Raw genomic sequence first — 16,507 nt, 5'->3', positions numbered from 1 at the left:
TGCCTGCTAATCTCCTCCGGGGGGGCAACGCGAAAACAGCCTGAAGGAGCCGGGAATGTTCGTCAAAGTGTGTGGTCTCAGCACGCCCGAGTCGGTCCGCGAAGCGGTGGAATCCGGAGCGGACGCCGTAGGTTTTGTCCTTACCGCCAGTCCCCGGGTGGTCTCGCCCAGCCAGGTCTCCGCGCTCCTGGCGGATGTCCCGGAGCGGGTTTCCCCCATTGGCGTGTTCCGCCATGAACCGGTGGCGGATGCCGTGGCCATTGCCCGCGCGGCGGGGCTGCAGTGGATCCAGTTGCACGGCGCGCGGACACGGGAGGACATCGCCACAGTGCACGACGCCGGCATGAAGGTGATCAGGGCCGTCACCATGGATGCCACCCGGCAGGAGATCGAGGACTGGGGCGAGGACCTGCTCCTCATTGATGCCGCGGTGCCTGGTTCCGGTGAGACCTGGGACTATGCCGCCATGGCGGAGGTGCCCGAACTGCAGGGCCGCAGATGGCTGCTCGCCGGCGGCCTGAACCCGGCCAACGTGGCGGACGCCTCCCTGAAGGCGAATGCGTGGGGTGTGGACGTTTCCTCAGGGGTTGAGGCTTCCCGCGGCGTGAAGGACCTGGCCAAGATCCGCGATTTCGTGCACGCCGCAAAGTCCGACGCCACGGTCTGAAGCGCCACGGTCTGACATCCGCGGTTCAGGGTCCGTTCAGGGGATTCCCCGACCATTTTGACGACCCCGGAAGGGACAATGGGTGGATGAAGACGCTGCTCAACATCATCTGGCTGGTTTTCGGCGGGTTCTGGCTCGCCCTCGGTTACTTCGCGGCCGGGGTGGTCTGCTGCCTGCTCATCATCACCATCCCGTGGGGCATCGCCTCGTTCCGGATTGCCGCCTACACGCTCTGGCCGTTCGGACGCACAGTGGTGGACAAACCGGGAGGGACGGGCGTCTTCCCGCTGCTGGGCAACGTGATCTGGCTGCTGGTTGCCGGGATCTGGATCGCCATCGGCCACGTGGTAACAGCCTTCGCCATGGCCGTCACCATCATCGGCATCCCGCTGGCCATCGCCAACCTCAAGCTCATCCCGGTGTCCCTGATGCCGCTGGGAAAGCAGATTGTGCCCACCAGCGCGCCGTTCGTGCCCGCGTACCGCTGACCGGCACACCGCCGATGGGAGCCCTGCCCGCCGTCCAAGGGGCAACGGGAAACGTCAGCAGGGGTTGAACGCGCCGTTCACCAGGATGGCCACAGCATTACTGTCGTCCAGTTCGGCGGCGATGTCCACGTCCTCCGTGTAGCCCCCGCCGGCAAGCTCCTGCCCGCTGGAACAGCCGTGCAACGTCTCGCGAAGGCGCGGCTCCGCGGCCTCGAAGACCGCCGCTGCCGCAACCGCTTCCGGGGAGTAGCCGTGCCGGCCGTCCTCCGCCTCATAGCCGCCCTTCCCGGCAGCCATCAGCCCGGCAATGAAGGCGCCGGCCCCGATCTGGTCCTCCACGGCAGGGCGGAGGTTTCCGTCCGGCCAGCGTTCTCCGGCCGCCACTACGGCGATCACCGCGTCTTCTGCGAGGTTGGCTGCTGCCCACTCTGCCGTGGCTGCCGCGTTGCGCAGGCACACCGCGGCCACCAGCGGCACCTCGCCGGCCAGCACATGGCACAAAGCGGAGCCGTTCGGAGAGGGAAGCACCACCCGGTCCAGCGACTCCGCTGCACGCAGGCTTGCAGGAGAGAGGCTCAGCCCGCCGCCGTCGCGGGGGCCGGCCAGCTCTGCCCCGTGCCGGGCGGCGAACTCCTCGGCGCTGGTGTCCTTCCAGGAGTAGGGAAACACCTTGGCTCCCCGGTCAAGGGCGACGCTCACGCACGTGCTGAAGGAGAGGACGTCCACCACCACCGCAAGGTCTGCCCCGGGAGCCACCGTCCGGGCGCCGTCGAGCCCCCACTCCAGCCGGACCGTGTAGGGAAGCTGCCGGTGCGCGGCGCTCGCTGAGTGCACATGCACGGTCTTGGACAAGGGTGCGTTCATGCCAGTTCTCCCAACAGGTTGCGATGCGCGGCGTCCTGCCACAGTTCCCTGGCCCGCCCGGTGTGGAAGAGCGGGTCGAGGTCCAGCAGGCGGCGTACGACGGCGGCGCGTCCGGCTGCGAAGTCGGCGTCACTTACATGCGCATAATCCTGGCGGACGGCGGCGAGGTAGCGGGCGTATTCGTCCGGGTCACCGCCCAGGACGGAGAGGTCGGCATCGCAGAGGAGGGCGCCGTCGCCGTCGCCTCCGTCGGGACGGTGGTGGCTTGTCAGCCGGACAAGCCGGGCCACCTCGGCCACGTCGGCCGATGGCAGCCCGGCGGCATGCAGGCGGTCCTCGGCAAGCCGGGCCGACTCCTCCTCATCCTGCCCGCGGATGCCCTGGTAGACGGCATCGTGGAACCAGGCCGCCAGGAGCACGGTCCGGGGCGGATCGGCCGGTTCGGTGAGCAGGTCCAGGGATTCGAGCACCGAGAGCAGGTGGGTGCAGCCGTGGTAGCGCCGGTGCGGCTCCGCCCAGCGGTCCAGGAGTTCGAGGAACAGGGCGTCGTGGCCGGGCATGGCGGCTTCCCACCGCAGCTGCAGCGGCACCTTGAGCGATTTGTTGCGCTGCCGTGCGGGGATGCGGAGGCCGCTGGCGATGAGCTTCCGGACCAGCACGCGGGCCTCCACGGGAACGGCACCCGCTGCCACCAGTTCCTCGATCCGGCGCTCCGGCACGTCGTAGTGGTCGCCGTCGAAAGCCCGCTCCGGGATGCCCTGTACGGCCGCAAAGGCGTGCAGCTCTTCCAGCGAGGTGTCCGAGACCAGATGGGAAAAATGCGTTCCGTGCGCAGGCCATAAAGGCGGGTCGACGTAAATGGCCATGGAGGAAGTGTAGTGCTGCACGTTAACAACCAGCGGCACGAACAATAAACAGTCACAGTCGAAAAAGCGGAAAAACAGCCCGATTCTAACCGCATCTGCGCTCTATAGTGGTGACATGACCATTATTCGCGTTTCCGAGGCAGCGCGGTTCCTTGGCGTCAGTGACGATACCGTCCGGCGCTGGACGGACAACGGCTCCCTTACCCCGCTCCGGGATGAGTCGGGCCGGCTCGCCGTCGACGGCCTTGAACTGGCCCGGCATGCGCAAAAGCTGGCCCAGCTGCCCCACGACCCGCACCGCTCGGGCAGCTCGGCCCGCAACCGGTTCGTGGGGCTCGTCACAGGCATCACCGCAGACAAAGTGATGGCGCAGGTGGAGCTGCAATGCGGCCCCTTCCGGGTGGTGTCGCTGATGAGCAGCGAGGCCGTACGGGAGATGGGGCTGGAGCCGGGCTCCGTGGCCACGGCCGTGGTAAAGGCCACCACCGTCATCCTCGAAACGCCCCAGGGAAAGGGAACGCTGTGAAACGGGCAACCGGAATCCTGGCGGCCATTGCGCTCGCGGCAGGCTTCAGCGGCTGTGGGAATGCCAGCACCAGCCCCCCGGCTGGAGGCACAGAAAAAACACTGACCGTCTTCGCGGCCGCCTCGCTGAAATCCAGCTTCACTGAGCTGGCGGAAACCTACGAGACGCAGCATCCCGGCACAAAGGTGGTCCTGAATTTTGCAGGATCATCGGACCTGGCCACCCAGATCGTCCAGGGTGCGCCGGCGGATGTGTTCGCCGCTGCCGACAGCAGGAACATGGGCAAGGTGGCGGACGCCGGACTCACGGATGGCGAACCGGCGGTCTTCGCCACCAACACCCTGGCCATCGCTGTCCCGGCCGGCAATCCCGCGGGCATCAGCTCCTTCGCGGACCTGGCGAAGGCCGGCACGCGGGTGGTGGTCTGTGCCCGGCAGGTGCCGTGCGGCGCCGCTGCCGCCACCGTGGCGGAACGGCGGGGGACGGCCCTGAAGCCCGTCAGCGAGGACAACTCTGTTACTGACGTCCTGGGCAAAGTCATGTCCGGGGAAGCTGACGCCGGGCTGGTCTACGTAACGGATGTGCGCTCCGCCGGGGACAAGGTGGAAAGCGTCCCGTTTCCTGAGGCCGAGGCTGCGGTCAACAGCTACCCCATCACCGTCCTGGCCGGCGCGCAGGACAAAGAGGCAGCCCGCGTGTTCCTGGACCTGGTGACCGGGGACGAAGGCCAGTCGGTCCTTGCCGATGCAGGCTTCGGGGCCGGAGGAAAGTGAACCCCCGGACCTACACCGGCCTTCCGCGCTGGCTCTACGGCCTGGCGGTCCTGGCCGCCCTGGTGGTGGTCCTGCCGCTGGCCGCCATCGTTGCCAGGGTCAACTGGGCGGATTTCCTGCCGCTGGTCATGTCTGAGTCGGCGCTGTCAGCCCTGGGCCTGAGCCTGCGGACGTCGGCCGCCAGCACCCTGCTGTGCATCGTCCTGGGTGTCCCGCTGGCCCTGGTCCTTGCCCGGGGAAGCTTCCCGCTGCAGGGGCTGCTCCGCTCCCTGGTGCTGCTGCCGCTGGTCCTGCCGCCCGTCGTCGGGGGCATTGCCTTGCTCTACACCTTCGGGCGGCAGGGCCTGCTGGGCGGCGCGCTGGAAGTGCTGGGACTCCAGATCGCCTTTTCCACTTCCGCGGTGGTCCTGGCCCAGACCTTCGTGGCACTGCCGTTCCTGGTGGTCAGCCTGGAAGGGGCCCTGAGGACGGGCGGGCAGCGGTACGAGGCCGTGGCCGCGACCCTTGGCGCCCCGCCCGGCGTGGTGTTCCGCCGCGTCACGCTGCCGCTGATGCTGCCCGGGCTGGCATCCGGCGCGGTGCTCTCCTTCGCCCGCAGCCTGGGCGAGTTTGGTGCCACCCTCACGTTCGCCGGCAGCCTGCAGGGGGTGACCCGGACCCTGCCGCTGGAAATCTACCTGCAGCGGGAGACTGACCCGGACGCCGCCGCCGCGCTGTCCCTGGTCCTGGTGGCGGTTGCGGTTGCCGTGGTGGCGCTTGCCTACCGGCGCCCTGCGGGCAGGGGAACGCGCCAGACTCCCGCGGAACGCACGACGGCGTCCGCAGCGCCGGGAGGGACGGCACCGTGACGTTCTCCTACCAGGCAGCCCTGGCTGAGCGGGGTTTCGACGTCACCCTGAGCGTGGCGCCCGGCGAAACCGTCGCCGTCATGGGCCCCAACGGCGCCGGCAAGTCCACGCTGCTCTCCAGCATCGCCGGCCTGCTCAAGCCGGACAACGGTCGCGCCGAACTCAAGGGACGCACCCTCTTCCACCTGGGCGGCACCAGCAGCCGGTGGACGCCCCCGCATGGGCGCGGAACTGCGCTGCTCGCGCAGGAACCCCTGCTGTTTCCACACCTGACTGCCCTTGATAACGTGGCTTTCGGACCACGCAGCGCCGGCGTACCCCGGAAAGCTGCAAACCGGGAGGCGGAACGCTGGCTGGCGGAAGTGGAGGCCGCTGATTTGGCCAGGCGGCGCCCGGCGGAACTCTCCGGCGGGCAGGCCCAGCGCGTCGCGGTGGCCCGGGCACTCGCCACCGATCCCGCGCTCCTGCTGCTGGACGAGCCCATGGCTGCCCTGGACATCCATTCCGCGCCACTGCTCCGCCGCCTGCTCAAGCGCGTCCTCGCCGGACGGCAGGCGATCATCGTCACGCACGACGTCCTTGATGCGCTGATGCTCGCGGACCGGGTGCTGATTTTGGACGGCGGACGGGTGGTTGAGCACGGCCCCACCCGCCAGGTGCTGGAGCAGCCGCGCAGCCGGTTTGCAGCCGGGCTGGCAGGGCTGAACTTTGTGCCGGGAACACTGATGAAGGATGGCATCCGGACGGACAGCGGCAGGGAAGTGGCCGGCCATCTTGAGGAAACCGGCCCCCTGCACGAGCCCGGCGGTCCCGGCGTGGCCGTGTTCCCGCCGTCGGCCGTTTCCGTGTTCCTCACGGACGCGCACGGCAGTCCACGGAACTCCTTCCCGGTGCCCATCACGGACCTGGAGCCGCACGGGGACCATATCCGGGTCCGCGCGGGCGGGCTTGCCGCGGACATCACGCCGGCCGCCTTGGCTGACCTTGGTCTGGTCCCGGGGATGACGGTGCACTTCGTGGTGAAGGCCGCCGCCGTTTCCGTCTACGAGGCCTGAGTTTTTGTCCAGATATGCCGACTTCAGGCCCGCTCAACCCTGCATATCTGAACGAAAACTCCAAGGGGGAGGTTACATGCCCGGGAGGTCCAGGGCCTCGTACACCTGGATGCTGGCGCCGGGCATCATCAGGTGCGGGTGGCCGTCCAGCAGCGCCTCGGCGCCGGCCAGGTCCTCGGCCTGCAGGATGCCGTAGCCGGCAACCCCGGTGGAAGCTTCCGAGGAGCCGGTGGCGGTGACTTCCTTGCCGGTGCCCAGCGGGCTGCCCATGTCCACGATGCCGTCGCCCGCGCGTCCGGCCCACTCCATCCAGGCCTTCATCCCCTCCTGGGCGGCCTCGGGCGAGCTTTCCGCCATTTGGGCCTGCGCTGACTGGTCTGCGATATAGAGAACAACAAACTTTTTCATTTCGTGTCCCGTCTCGAGTGCGCCGGCGGAACCGTCCTCCCCGGTCACGCGTCCGATCCTAGGGGCATCAGGCAGGCAAGGGAACAGCCGGCCTCCTGTTCGCCGTGGGCAAACAGGGGGCTTACACAGGAAATATTCCACCCCAATCCAAAGTTGAGCGTAGTAGACTCAACTTAGAAAAACTTCCCCTGAAAGGAGCTCTCTTTGGACGTCAAATTCACCACCAAGAGCCAGGAGGCTCTTTCGGCTGCGGCCATGAACGCCTCCACGGCCGGCAACCCGCAGGTGGAACCCGCCCACCTGCTTAAGGCGCTGATGGACCAGCGCGAGGGCGTCGCCGTCGCGCTTCTCCGTGCCACCGGCGCCGATCCCGACGCCGTCAGCGTGCAGGCAAGCAGCGCCATCAAGGCCCTGCCCGCCACCTCCGGCGGATCCAGCCAACAGGCGCAGCTTTCCCGGCCCGCCCTGCAGGCCATCCAGAACGCCAAGGAGGAAGCCGACCGCCTGGGCGACACCTTCGTCTCCACCGAGGTCCTCCTGCTGGGCCTTTCTGCCGGAAGCGACGCCGCCGCACGCCTGCTGCGCGACGCCGGCGCCTCCCGCGAGGCGCTCCTCGCCGCCCTGCCGGGTGTCCGCGGTGACCGGAAGGTCACCAGTCCGGACCCGGAAAACACCTTCCAGTCGCTGGAGAAGTTCGGTACGGACCTCACCGCGATGGCCCGGGCCGGCAAGCTTGATCCGGTGATCGGCCGCGACTCCGAGATCCGGCGCGTGGTCCAGGTCCTGAGCCGCCGCACCAAGAACAACCCGGTGCTGATTGGCGAACCGGGCGTTGGCAAGACCGCCGTGGTGGAAGGGCTGGCGCAGCGCATGGTGGCGGGCGACGTCCCGGAAAGCCTGCGCGGCAAGACGCTCATCTCCCTGGACCTCGGCTCCATGGTGGCCGGCGCGAAGTACCGCGGCGAGTTCGAGGAGCGGCTGAAGGCGGTGCTTGAGGAGATCAAGGGCTCCGAAGGCCAGATCGTCACCTTCATTGACGAGATCCACACCGTGGTGGGGGCCGGTGCCACCGGTGACTCCTCCATGGACGCGGGCAACATGCTCAAGCCCATGCTGGCCCGCGGGGAACTGCGGCTGATCGGTGCCACCACGCTTGATGAGTACCGCGAAAACATCGAGAAGGATGCCGCCCTCGAGCGCCGCTTTCAGCAGGTGTACGTGGGCGAGCCAAGCGTCGAGGACACCATCGGCATCCTCCGTGGCCTCAAGGAGCGCTACGAGGCGCACCACAAGGTGTCCATCGCCGACTCCGCCCTGGTGGCCGCGGCTACGCTGTCCAACCGCTACATCTCGGGCCGGCAGCTGCCGGACAAGGCAATCGACCTCGTGGACGAGGCCGCGTCCCGGCTCCGCATGGAGATTGACTCCGCCCCGGAGGAGATCGACCAGCTCCGCCGCGCTGTGGACCGGCTCACCATGGAGGAACTGGCCCTGGAAGGCGAAACCGATGAGGCTTCCGTGGAACGGCTTGCCGCGCTTCGTGCGGACAAGGCCGACAAGGAAGAGGAGCTAGCCGCGCTCAACGCCCGCTGGGAGGCCGAGAAGGCCGGCCTGAACCGGGTGGGCGACCTGAAGGCGAAACTGGACGAACTGCGCAGCGCCGCTGACAAGGCCCAGCGTGAAGGCGACCTCGAAACCGCCTCGCGCATCCTCTACGGTGAGATTCCGGCGCTGGAGCGCGAGCTGAACGCCGCCGCCGAGGCCGAGGCCGCCGTATCGGACAAGTCCGCGCAAATGGTGGCCGAGGAAGTCACGGCCAACGACATCGCCGAGGTCATCTCCGCATGGACGGGTATTCCTGCCGGCCGGATGCTGCAGGGCGAGAGCCAGAAGCTGCTCCACATGGAGGAGGAGCTGGGCAAGCGCCTGATCGGCCAAATGAAGGCCGTCGCGGCAGTGTCCGACGCCGTCCGCCGTGCCCGTGCGGGCATCAGCGATCCCAACCGGCCCACCGGTTCCTTCCTCTTCCTGGGCCCCACCGGCGTGGGTAAGACGGAGCTTGCCAAGGCGCTGGCGGACTTCCTGTTCGACGACGAGCGCGCCATGGTGCGGATCGACATGTCCGAGTACGGCGAGAAGCACTCCGTGGCCCGGCTGGTGGGTGCGCCTCCGGGATACGTGGGCTACGAGGAGGGCGGCCAGCTCACCGAAGCCGTCCGGCGCCGCCCCTACTCCGTGGTGCTGCTGGACGAGGTGGAGAAGGCCCACCCCGAGGTCTTCGACATCCTCCTGCAGGTGCTCGACGACGGCCGGCTCACCGACGGCCAGGGCCGCACCGTGGACTTCCGCAACGTGATCCTGGTGCTGACGTCCAACCTGGGCAGCCAGTTCCTGGTGGACCAGTCGCTGGATGCGGAGGCCAAGCGGAACGCCGTCATGGCAACGGTCAACGCGTCCTTCAAGCCCGAGTTCCTGAACCGGCTGGACGAGGTGGTGCTGTTCGACGCCCTGAGCGTGGAGGAGCTCTCCCGGATCGTGGACCTGCACGTTGCCGACCTGGGCCGCCGGCTGCACGAACGCCGGCTCACCCTGGACGTCACGGACGCCGCGAAGGAATGGCTCGCCATCTCCGGCTTCGACCCCGCGTACGGAGCCCGGCCACTGCGCCGCCTGGTGCAGCGCGAGATCGGTGACCGGCTGGCCAAGGCCATCCTGGCCGGCGACATCAGCGACGGCGACACCGTGCTGGTGGATACGGCGCCGGACGGCGAGCTGGATGGAGCTGATGTGGACGCCCTGACCGGGGCGCTGACCTCCGGCCTGTCGGTGAAGCGGAAGGGCTAACGCCTGGTACCCACTGCGTGCTGCCCTGGCGGATCTCTCGCTAGGGCAGCACGCTTGCGTTGATGACGTTGCCGCCGGGTGCGGTCACGTAGCAGTCCACCCTGCGGTCCCCGGATTCCCAGCTGGTGCTGCTGGGGAAGCTGCGCTGGTAGTTGAGCTGGTACTCGTTGGCCGCCGGTCCCAGCCGCGTCGCCTGGCAGGCTTCCAGGGCCTTTGCCTTCAGCGCTTCTGCGCCGGGGTAGTCCTCGGACTCCGGGTACCGGAAAACGGCCACCAGCTGCGCTGAATGGCCGGTGTCGCAGGCGACCACCCTGGAGGCCAGCGCTTCGGGATCGAAGTCGGCGAAGCAGTCGCCCAGCACGTATTCGGCGGGCTGCACGCCGTCGCGCGGCAGGGGCAGTGGTGTGGCGCGCGGAGTGGCGGTGGTTTCAAGAACACCTGCGGCGGCGTCGTCGTCCCCCGATGAGCCCGGGCTGCTGTTAAGCCAAAGGGCAAGCCACACCAGTCCGGCAATCACCGCCAGAAGTACGACGGCGAACAGCACCTTCCAGAGCGTCCGCCGGGTTCGTGCCGGCAGCTTCCGCGACGGTTCGCTTTCCGCCCGGGGCTGCGGCTGGGACCAGGTTACGGACGCCGGGGCCGGGACCGGCCCCTGCGCGGAGGCGTGGCCGTCAGCAGGGCCGTGGTCCGGGGCCTGTCCGGCAGGCACCTGGGGAGGGCCGGAAGTGGGCGGAGTGCCAGGCTTGGGCGGGACGTCCTGGTGGTTCACGGCGGTGCATCCTCCTGCGTTCTGTCCGGGGGTGGGCAGCCGGTCAGCCGTCCAGTTTCAGCAGTTGTTTAAGCGACTCTACCGAACAAAAAAGCCGAAAACTCGCGGGTGCAGGGGTGGAATGGTAACGCAAACCACCCCCGGGGGCCGCGCCTGGCAAGCAGGGCACCGCGAAAGCATGTAATCTAGGTGTACGACAAATTGACCAATCATTCCGGGGCCTCACCATCGCCAAAGGTGACCACCTCCGGTCCAAGTACAAAAGGGGGTCACGCCATGGGGCGCGGCCGTCAAAAGGCAAAAGCTACTAAGCAGGCTCGGGACATCAAGTACTACTCCCCGAACACTGACTATTCGGCACTTCAGCGTGAGCTGACGGGCCCGTCGAGTCGTACCACGAGCCATTATGCGAATGAACCGGCCGAGCCGGACTATTCGGCTTACGTGGACAAGTACGCGGATGATTTGGAAGAAGACGACGACGAGGTAGATTCCCGTCGCATCGGCTAGTTGTCGCAAGCTGCCATGCCAGGCGCTGGCAGCCCTGTGACGCCGCAGCACTAATGGATCCAGCGGTATAAATCCGCACCGTCCTGACGCTGGTGCAGCGCTTCTTTGTGGCACCCTGATTGAGATCCAGGGCCCGACTTATGCGCGGAAGCCCGGTGCCGGCACCTTGTGGTGCCGGCACCGGGCTTTTGCCGTCCCCCTATGTTGCGCCGGACCGATTCGGCGTTCCAGGCCAAACGCGCACGCGCAGCAGGCGGGGCAGCCCGACGGCGGGAACTGCCAGGAGTACCGCCATGAGGGCCCAGGGCCATGCGGCGGCAGGACCCGGAACCGCCGCGTTAGAGTAGAGCGGTCCGAGGAGGGTGTTCCCCAGCAGTACGGCACACCCGCCGGCGCTGGCCAGGAGGCCGTAGTAGATCCCCGACGGCCGTCCGCGGGAGAAGTCCAGGACCAGCGACATCGCCACCGGCACAACGCACATGTGGCCGAGGCAGAGGCCCGCAACGAACAGCAGCGGCGGGAGCAGGGGTGCCGTCGCGGGCGGGGCAAGTGGGGCCAGGCATGCCATGGTTGCGAACGCCAGGGACTGGAGCGCGAAACCCGCCATCAAGGCCCGCCCCGGACCGAGGCGCCCCATCAGGCGGGATGCCGGCCACTGCAGGGCAACCGTCAGGACGGACGCCACGGCGAACAGTCCCGCCAGGGCACCGGGCCCGCCGCCGCTGCGGGTCAGCTCTACCGGCAACCCGAAGTAGAGCTGGTTGTAGGCCAGCAGGTTCATGCTGTAAAGGCCCGCAAAGGCGAGGAAACGCTTGTTCTGCAGCATGGCGGACAGGCCTGCACGCACCGCCGGTCGCGCCGCTTCCGGTGCAGGTCCGCCGTCAGAGTCCAGCGGTTCCCGGTGTGTCCCGGCCGGCACGAAGGTCCACAGGACGCCTGTCATCACCGTGAAAACGGCTGCGCCCGCCAGCGCGGCGGACGTGAAGGAGACGCCGAGCAACAGGGCGCCCACCAGGGGGCCGGCCACGGCCCCAATCTCACCGCAGATGCTGAGGAGCGCGAAAAGTGTGGGGGACTTCCCGCCGGTGTCCCGCCGTCGTTCTTCCGCCATGCCAACCAGCGATTCCAGCGCGGGGGAGAACAAGGCCCCGCCCATGCCCGTTAGGACGGCGCCCAGGAGGAACAGCGGGAAACTGTCCGCCAAGGCAAGGGTGAGGTAGCCGGAGACCCGGACCACGCAGCCCACCAGCATGGCGCTGCGGGCTCCCCACCGGTCCGTGACCATGCCGCCGACGAGGAAGAGCCCCTGCTGGCTGAACACGCGGGCGCCCAGGACCACTCCCACGGCCGTAGCCGTCATGCCGAAGTCCCGGCTCATGACCAGGGCGAGGAACGGTACAACCGCGAAGAACCCGATGTTGAAGATGAGCTGGCTGGCAAGCAGGAGCCCGGGAGCCGGCCGCCGAAGGGCAGCAGGAGCTGCCTCTGTCCGTGCCGTCACGGTGCCGTCCTGCCTGGGAGGTGAGGGTTCCGGACCGGGATGGCAGCAGGCATGGTTACATCATTTCGAGGCAAGGGGAAGATTCGCCCCATGCTACCAAGCAGGGCCGGGGAGCGCCGGAATGATGAACGTCCCGGACGTCACCGTTCGCGGCGGACGGGCATCAATGTCAATCCGGCCGGCCATCCGATTTCCGTTCCCGCGCATCCCGCTGCTGGCAGTCTGTGCGACATTCTGCCTTCCTGGCCGCGGCGCCACAAGGCTTGCTAGCGTTGGCGGCATGCCAGAGATCACGGGATACAGTCACGGCGAACCGTGCTGGGCTGACCTGCAAACGCCCGATGTCGCCGCAGCGAAGGACTTTTACGGCAGGTTGTTCAACTGGACCTACCGGGATCTTCCCACCCCCGACGGGCAGGTTTACGCGCAGGCGTTCACGGACGGCCACCTGGTATCGGTCATCGCTCCGCAGGACCCGGCGCAGAGAATGGCGGGAGCTCCGGGGCAGTGGAACGTCTACCTCGCTGCAACGGACGCCGGGGCCCTCGTGGAGGAAACCTCCTACGCACAAGGAACCGTGGAGTTCGGGCCCGAGCGTGTGGCGGACACCGGCACCATCGCTTTCATCGCTCCGCCCGGCGGCGGCACCACCGGCCTGTGGCAGGCCGGAACGCACAGGGGCAGCCGGCTGTTCAACGAGCCCGGTGCCCTGGCCTGGGCGGAACTGGCCACGCCTGACCCGCAGGCCGCCGTCGGATTCTTCCAGCAGCTTTTCGGACACGAGGTCACCGAGTATCCGCAGGACGACGGCGGCAGCTACAGCGCGCTGATTATCGGCGGCAGGGAGGTGGCCGGCGTTGTCCCTGCCGAAGCAGGTGAAGCGGCGGGCTGGCAGGTCTACTTTGGTGTTGCCGATCTCCGGGCAGCGGTCGAGGCTGCGGTGACGGGCGGCGGCGAGGTGCTCGTGGAGCCCGACGGGGAGAGCCCTGCCACCGTCAGGGATCCGCAGGGCGGCATCCTCAGCCTCATCCAATTGCCTGCTTAAACTCCCCGGGTCCCCACCGGCAGAGACCGAGGGGGACCCCATGGCAAGTGTCAGGCGTAGGCGTTGACCAGGCGGACGGCGCCGCCGTCCACGCCCTTGGCGCCCTGGACGTAGTCCGGCCCGGATTTGAGGATCGAATCAGAATCCTCCGTGACTGTACCCATCACCCAGGAGGGCAGGCCGCGGTTGTTCAAACGCGTGACGGCGGCATCTGCGGCCTCCGCGGACACGATGGCCACCATGCCCACGCCCAGGTTGAGGGTGCGTTCCAGGTCGGCCAGCGGGACGTTGCCCAGCTCGGACACCAGTTTGAAGATTGCCGGCAGTTCCCACGTCGCGCGGTCCACGGTGGCAACCAGGCCCTGGGGCAGGACGCGGGCCAGGTTTGCAGCCAGGCCGCCGCCGGTGACGTGGCTGAAGCCGTGCACCGCGGCGTCGCCCGTGACGGGGAAAGCGCGGGCAAGGTCAAGGCAATCGGCGGCGTAAACCCGGGTGGGCTCAAGCAGTTCCTCGCCCAGGGTGCGGCCAAGTTCGGAGACCTGGCGGTCCAGTGCCCAGCCTGCGTGGTTGATCACGCGGCGGACCAGGGAGTAGCCGTTGGAGTGCAGGCCGGATGAGGCCATCCCGATGACGACGTCGCCGGCGCGGACGCGGTCCGGACCCAGGAGGTGGTCGGCTTCGACGACGCCGGTGGCTGCGCCGGCGACGTCGTACTCGTGCTCGCCCAGCAGGCCGGGGTGCTCTGCCGTTTCGCCGCCCACCAGGGCGGTGCCGGCGACGGAGCAGGCGGACGCGATACCGCGGACGATGCCGGCGATGCGCTCCGGAACCACCTTGCCGCAGGCAATGTAGTCCGTCATGTACAGCGGCTCGGCACCCACCACCACGATGTCGTCCACCACCATGCCCACCAGGTCGAAGCCAATGGTGTCGTGGATGTCCATGGCCTGGGCGATGGCCACTTTGGTGCCCACGCCGTCCGTGGAGGTTGCCAGCAGCGGCTTCTTGTAGGTCAGCAGCTTTGAGACGTCGTACAGGCCGGCGAAGCCGCCCACGCCACCGATGACGGAGGAGTTGTGGGTTGCCTTGACGGCATCCTTCATCAGTTCGACGGCGAGGTCCCCGGCTTCGACGTCGACGCCTGCGGAGGCGTAGGTGATGCCCGCCTTCTCCGATGCGGATCCGGCGGCGGTGTTAGCGGAAGTCATAGGGACTCTTTCTTGTCAGCGCCGGCGGCGGCATGTACGTCGGGGACGAGGTCGGCCTCGGTCAGCAGGTTTTCGAATTCCGAGTCCGGTCCGGGGTCGCAACCTGTGGCGCCGGGCTTTTCAGCCGGGTCGTCCTGCGGGTCCACGGCCAGGGCAGCGGTTTCACCGGGCAGCGCGGACGGCGAGGGCTTCAGTCCACCGAGGTCCGTGCGCTCAAGCAGGTTCTTCCCGAGCTTGTCGGCGTCCGGCAGTTTGATGGGGTACTTGCCGGTGAAGCAGGCGGTGCAGAGGCGTTCGCGCGGCTGGCGGGTGGCACCGATCATGCCGTCCTCGGAGATGTAGGCCAGCGAGTCGGCGCCGATAGCCTGGGAAATCTCGTCGATGGTGGCGCCGTTGGCGATGAGCTCGGCGCGGGAGGCGAAGTCGATGCCGTAGAAGCACGGCCACTGCACGGGCGGCGAGGAGATCTTGACGTGGACCTCTGATGCGCCGGCTTCCCGGAGCATCCGGACGATGGCCCGCTGGGTGTTGCCGCGGACGATGGAATCGTCCACCACCACCACGCGCTTGCCGCGGATAACGGACTCAAGGGCGTTGAGCTTGAGGCGGATACCCAGCTGGCGCAGCGTCTGTGAAGGCTGGATGAAGGTCCGGCCCACGTACGAGTTCTTGACGAAACCGTGGGCGAAGGGGATGCCGGATTGCTCGGCGTAGCCAACGGCGGCGGGCGTTCCGGATTCCGGGACGGGGATGACAATGTCCGCCGCGTGCGTGTTTTCGCGGGCCAGTTGGCGGCCCATCTCCACCCGGGACTCGTACACGGAACGGCCGGCAATGGCGGCGTCCGGACGGGCCAGGTAAACGTACTCGAAAACGCAGCCGGCCGGCGTCGGCTCTGCGAAGCGCTTGGACCTTACACCCTCTTCATCGATGGCGATGAACTCTCCGGGCTCGATCTCGCGGATGAAGCTGGCGCCCACGGTGGCGAGGGCGGACTGTTCGGAAGCTACCACCCAGCCGCGGTCCAGGCGGCCGAGGACCAGGGGGCGGATGCCGAAGGTGTCGCGGGCCGCGTAAAGGGTTCCTTCATCCATGAAGACGAAGCAGAAGCCGCCCTTGATCTTGGGCAGGAGCTCGGTGGCGGTCTCTTCCAGGGTCTTCCCCGGCTCGCCCTCCAGCAGCGCGGTGACCAGGGCAGTGTCCGAGGTGTTGCCCTGCTTCATCTCGCCGGTGAGTTGGCCGCCGTTGCGCTCGTGGATCATCGCGCTCAGCTCGGCGGTATTGGTCAGGTTTCCGTTGTGCGCCAGGGCGACGGTACCGGTGCTGGTGGCGCCGAGGGTGGGCTGGGCGTTGGCCCAGTGGCTGGCTCCGGTGGTGGAGTAGCGGCAGTGCCCCACAGCCAGGTGCCCGGTGAGGGTGTTCAGCGTGGTTTCGTCGAAGACCTGGGACACAAGGCCCATGTCCTTGTAGACGTTGATCCGCTTGCCGTCGCTGGTGGCGATGCCAGCCGACTCCTGACCGCGGTGCTGCAGTGCGTACAGCCCGTAATAGGTAAGTTTTGCTACTTCTTCGCCCGGTGCCCAGACGCCGAAGACGCCACAGGCATCCTGGGGTCCTTTTTCGCCGGGAAGAAGATCATGGGAAAGTTTTCCATCGCCGCGTGCCACTGATCGATTATCGCACGATATGGGGTATGGCTTTTCCCGCTGGCGGCTTTATGACCGGGGGCCGGTGTCCGGTTCGGAGTCCGGTACGGATTCCACCACCGCGCGCTGCCGGCGCTTAACGCTCCGCCGGTCCAGGATCAGCGCGAGCACGGCACCCAGGATTGCGCCGGCGCCGGCGAGCATAACCATGAAGAAGCCGAATACGGCGCCCCTGTCGAAGCTTTCGCTTCCCGGAAGCGCATATGCCACCATTGCCGCGGCCGCAATGCCCACCAGCGCCCCGAGGACCAGGAACGGCACGTATTTCGGGGCCCGGCGCACAGTGATCTCGCGCCGTTCGGCAGGCGGTTCTTTCGAAGACATGCCATCTAGCCTACTGCCGCTGTTTTTGTCCGGCTAAAGCAGCGGACCCGGCCGTCACGATCACTCTTGTATTGACAGTGAAGTGTGGCCACTGTCATATTTTCC

At 67.7% G+C, this 16,507-nt stretch carries 17 protein-coding genes; 9 read left to right on the top strand and 8 right to left on the bottom strand.

What is annotated here, in order from left to right; all coding sequences use genetic code 11:
- The first annotated feature begins 55 nt into the window (after nt 1-55).
- A complete protein-coding gene (locus tag ACLH0K_RS16180; protein WP_411374561.1) occupies nt 56-667 on the top strand; it encodes a phosphoribosylanthranilate isomerase in 612 nt (203 codons plus the stop codon).
- Nucleotides 668-753: 86 nt separating this feature from the next.
- A complete protein-coding gene (locus tag ACLH0K_RS16175) occupies nt 754-1,155 on the top strand; it encodes a YccF domain-containing protein (RefSeq protein ID WP_411374560.1) in 402 nt (133 codons plus the stop codon).
- Nucleotides 1,156-1,209: 54 nt separating this feature from the next.
- Here the strand turns inward: ACLH0K_RS16175 and ACLH0K_RS16170 are convergent, their stop codons facing one another.
- Together ACLH0K_RS16170 and ACLH0K_RS16165 are read right to left on the bottom strand one after the other, a co-directional pair.
- Nucleotides 1,210-2,019, bottom strand: coding sequence for a 2-phosphosulfolactate phosphatase (locus ACLH0K_RS16170; protein WP_411374559.1), 810 nt, complete (start codon nt 2,017-2,019; stop codon nt 1,210-1,212).
- Nucleotides 2,016-2,885 carry a DUF4031 domain-containing protein gene (locus tag ACLH0K_RS16165; RefSeq protein ID WP_411374558.1) on the bottom strand — a complete coding sequence of 290 codons (870 nt, stop codon included), beginning with the start codon at nt 2,883-2,885 and terminating at the stop codon, nt 2,016-2,018. Before ACLH0K_RS16165 ends, ACLH0K_RS16170 begins: the two co-directional genes overlap by 4 nt.
- A gap of 115 nt (nt 2,886-3,000) precedes the next feature.
- On the opposite strand from ACLH0K_RS16165, the gene ACLH0K_RS16160 reads away from it, so the two are divergent.
- Genes ACLH0K_RS16160 through ACLH0K_RS16145 form a run of 4 tightly spaced genes read left to right on the top strand, consistent with a single transcriptional unit; the run spans nt 3,001 to nt 6,087 of the window.
- Nucleotides 3,001-3,411, top strand: a complete 411-nt coding sequence (locus tag ACLH0K_RS16160; RefSeq protein WP_411374557.1) for a TOBE domain-containing protein — start codon at nt 3,001-3,003, stop codon at nt 3,409-3,411.
- Complete coding sequence (modA, locus tag ACLH0K_RS16155) at nt 3,408-4,184, top strand: molybdate ABC transporter substrate-binding protein (protein ID WP_411374556.1); 777 nt, start codon at nt 3,408-3,410, stop codon at nt 4,182-4,184. The genes ACLH0K_RS16160 and modA overlap by 4 nt, the downstream gene beginning before the upstream one ends.
- On the top strand, nt 4,181-5,032 hold the full coding sequence (locus ACLH0K_RS16150; RefSeq protein WP_411374555.1) for an ABC transporter permease: 852 nt from the start codon (nt 4,181-4,183) through the stop codon (nt 5,030-5,032). Before modA ends, ACLH0K_RS16150 begins: the two co-directional genes overlap by 4 nt.
- A complete protein-coding gene (locus ACLH0K_RS16145) occupies nt 5,029-6,087 on the top strand; it encodes a sulfate/molybdate ABC transporter ATP-binding protein (RefSeq protein WP_411374554.1) in 1,059 nt (352 codons plus the stop codon). The genes ACLH0K_RS16150 and ACLH0K_RS16145 overlap by 4 nt, the downstream gene beginning before the upstream one ends.
- Nucleotides 6,088-6,159: 72 nt before the next feature.
- Here the strand turns inward: ACLH0K_RS16145 and ACLH0K_RS16140 are convergent, their stop codons facing one another.
- The gene (locus tag ACLH0K_RS16140; RefSeq protein ID WP_411374553.1) at nt 6,160-6,543 is read right to left on the bottom strand and encodes a hypothetical protein; all 384 of its coding nucleotides are present in this window, start codon (nt 6,541-6,543) and stop codon (nt 6,160-6,162) included.
- Between the two features lie 156 nt (nt 6,544-6,699).
- Here ACLH0K_RS16140 and clpB point away from each other — a divergent pair, with 156 nt between their 5' ends.
- Nucleotides 6,700-9,339 carry an ATP-dependent chaperone ClpB gene (clpB, locus tag ACLH0K_RS16135; protein ID WP_411374552.1) on the top strand — a complete coding sequence of 880 codons (2,640 nt, stop codon included), beginning with the start codon at nt 6,700-6,702 and terminating at the stop codon, nt 9,337-9,339.
- Between the two features lie 40 nt (nt 9,340-9,379).
- Here clpB and ACLH0K_RS16130 read toward each other — a convergent pair whose 3' ends face one another.
- The gene (locus ACLH0K_RS16130; protein ID WP_411374551.1) at nt 9,380-10,108 is read right to left on the bottom strand and encodes a septum formation family protein; all 729 of its coding nucleotides are present in this window, start codon (nt 10,106-10,108) and stop codon (nt 9,380-9,382) included.
- A 276-nt stretch (nt 10,109-10,384) separates the two neighbouring features.
- Here ACLH0K_RS16130 and ACLH0K_RS16125 point away from each other — a divergent pair, with 276 nt between their 5' ends.
- Complete coding sequence (locus ACLH0K_RS16125; protein ID WP_411376501.1) at nt 10,385-10,618, top strand: DUF3073 domain-containing protein; 234 nt, start codon at nt 10,385-10,387, stop codon at nt 10,616-10,618.
- A gap of 199 nt (nt 10,619-10,817) precedes the next feature.
- Here the strand turns inward: ACLH0K_RS16125 and ACLH0K_RS16120 are convergent, their stop codons facing one another.
- Nucleotides 10,818-12,119: an MFS transporter gene (locus ACLH0K_RS16120; protein ID WP_411374550.1), complete on the bottom strand. Its 1,302-nt coding sequence runs from the start codon at nt 12,117-12,119 to the stop codon at nt 10,818-10,820.
- Between the two features lie 280 nt (nt 12,120-12,399).
- Here ACLH0K_RS16120 and ACLH0K_RS16115 point away from each other — a divergent pair, with 280 nt between their 5' ends.
- Nucleotides 12,400-13,164 (top strand): VOC family protein, encoded by a 765-nt coding sequence (locus tag ACLH0K_RS16115; protein WP_411374549.1) that lies wholly within the window; start codon nt 12,400-12,402, stop codon nt 13,162-13,164.
- Nucleotides 13,165-13,214: 50 nt separating this feature from the next.
- Here the strand turns inward: ACLH0K_RS16115 and purM are convergent, their stop codons facing one another.
- Genes purM through ACLH0K_RS16100 form a run of 3 tightly spaced genes read right to left on the bottom strand, consistent with a single transcriptional unit; the run spans nt 13,215 to nt 16,402 of the window.
- Entirely contained in the window at nt 13,215-14,372 is a 1,158-nt protein-coding gene (gene purM / locus ACLH0K_RS16110) for a phosphoribosylformylglycinamidine cyclo-ligase (protein ID WP_411374548.1), read from the bottom strand.
- The gene (purF, locus tag ACLH0K_RS16105) at nt 14,369-16,039 is read right to left on the bottom strand and encodes an amidophosphoribosyltransferase (protein ID WP_411374547.1); all 1,671 of its coding nucleotides are present in this window, start codon (nt 16,037-16,039) and stop codon (nt 14,369-14,371) included. Before purF ends, purM begins: the two co-directional genes overlap by 4 nt.
- A gap of 48 nt (nt 16,040-16,087) precedes the next feature.
- Nucleotides 16,088-16,402 (bottom strand): hypothetical protein, encoded by a 315-nt coding sequence (locus tag ACLH0K_RS16100; RefSeq protein ID WP_411374546.1) that lies wholly within the window; start codon nt 16,400-16,402, stop codon nt 16,088-16,090.
- Nucleotides 16,403-16,507 lie beyond the last annotated feature (105 nt).

It is taken from the genome of Arthrobacter sp. MPF02, assembly GCF_046605375.1.
Taxonomy (GTDB): domain Bacteria; phylum Actinomycetota; class Actinomycetes; order Actinomycetales; family Micrococcaceae; genus Arthrobacter.
Note: the sequence above shows the minus strand (reverse complement) of the source record. Positions and strands in the feature narration are given on the sequence as shown.